This window comes from Paenibacillus soyae (genome assembly GCF_024623455.1).
GTDB classification, from domain to species: domain Bacteria; phylum Bacillota; class Bacilli; order Paenibacillales; family Paenibacillaceae; genus Pristimantibacillus; species Pristimantibacillus soyae.
In genome coordinates this window covers 1-766 of record NZ_JANIPJ010000061.1, presented here as the reverse complement: position 1 = coordinate 766, position 766 = coordinate 1, and the positions used below count along the sequence as shown (strand labels likewise).

Sequence of the window (766 nt, the reverse complement as noted above, 5' to 3'; positions counted from 1 at the left end):
TTTCCCCATTCGGAAATCCCCGGATCAAAGCCTGCTTACGGCTCCCCGAGGCGGTATCGTTGTTCGCCACGTCCTTCTTCGGCTCCTGGTGCCTAGGCATCCTCCGTGCGCTCTTACTAGCTTAACCATACGCAACGGCTTGGCTTGCTTTCGCAAAACTCAGCTCGCTGCTACTTAATACAGCTAAAGGATGTTTGCAACTTCATATCCAGTTTTCAAGGTGCAATTTTCAAAAAAGATGAATCAAGAGATGCTTACGCATCCGCTTGGCGACGTCCATTCCGCACCGATTGCATCAACTTCTCGAAACACTTCGAGGTCGGCATCGGAAACTTCATTAAACTTCGCTTCCGCTTCATTGAGTATACTTCGATCAAGTTTCCGATACTCTCCCAAGGGAGAGATCAGTCGCTTCATCTATGAAATACCCGCTTGGCGACGTCCTACTCTCCCAGGACCCTGCGGTCCAAGTACCATTGGCGCTGGAGGGCTTAACGGTCGTGTTCGGTATGGGAACGCGTGGTTCCCCTCCGCCATCGCCACCAAACGGAATGAGGGTTGTTCCCTCAAAACTGAACATGAGCGACATGTCGGTTTGCATCCGATGGATGCTTATCAGTCATCATCGTGACTGAGTATTCCTTAGAAAGGAGGTGATCCAGCCGCACCTTCCGATACGGCTACCTTGTTACGACTTCACCCCAATCATCTACCCCACCTTCGGCGGCTGGCTCCCTTGCGGGTTACCCCACCGACTTCGGGTGTT

3 rRNA genes are annotated in these 766 nt (G+C 52.1%); all 3 read right to left on the bottom strand.

Annotation, left to right across the window (positions count from 1 at the left end):
* Positions 1-127, bottom strand: a 23S ribosomal RNA gene (locus NQZ67_RS29955); the annotation flags it as partial.
* Positions 128-430: 303 nt separating this feature from the next.
* Positions 431-547, bottom strand: a 5S ribosomal RNA gene (rrf, locus tag NQZ67_RS29950).
* 99 nt (positions 548-646) lie between these two features.
* A 16S ribosomal RNA gene (locus tag NQZ67_RS29945) occupies positions 647-766 on the bottom strand; the annotation flags it as partial.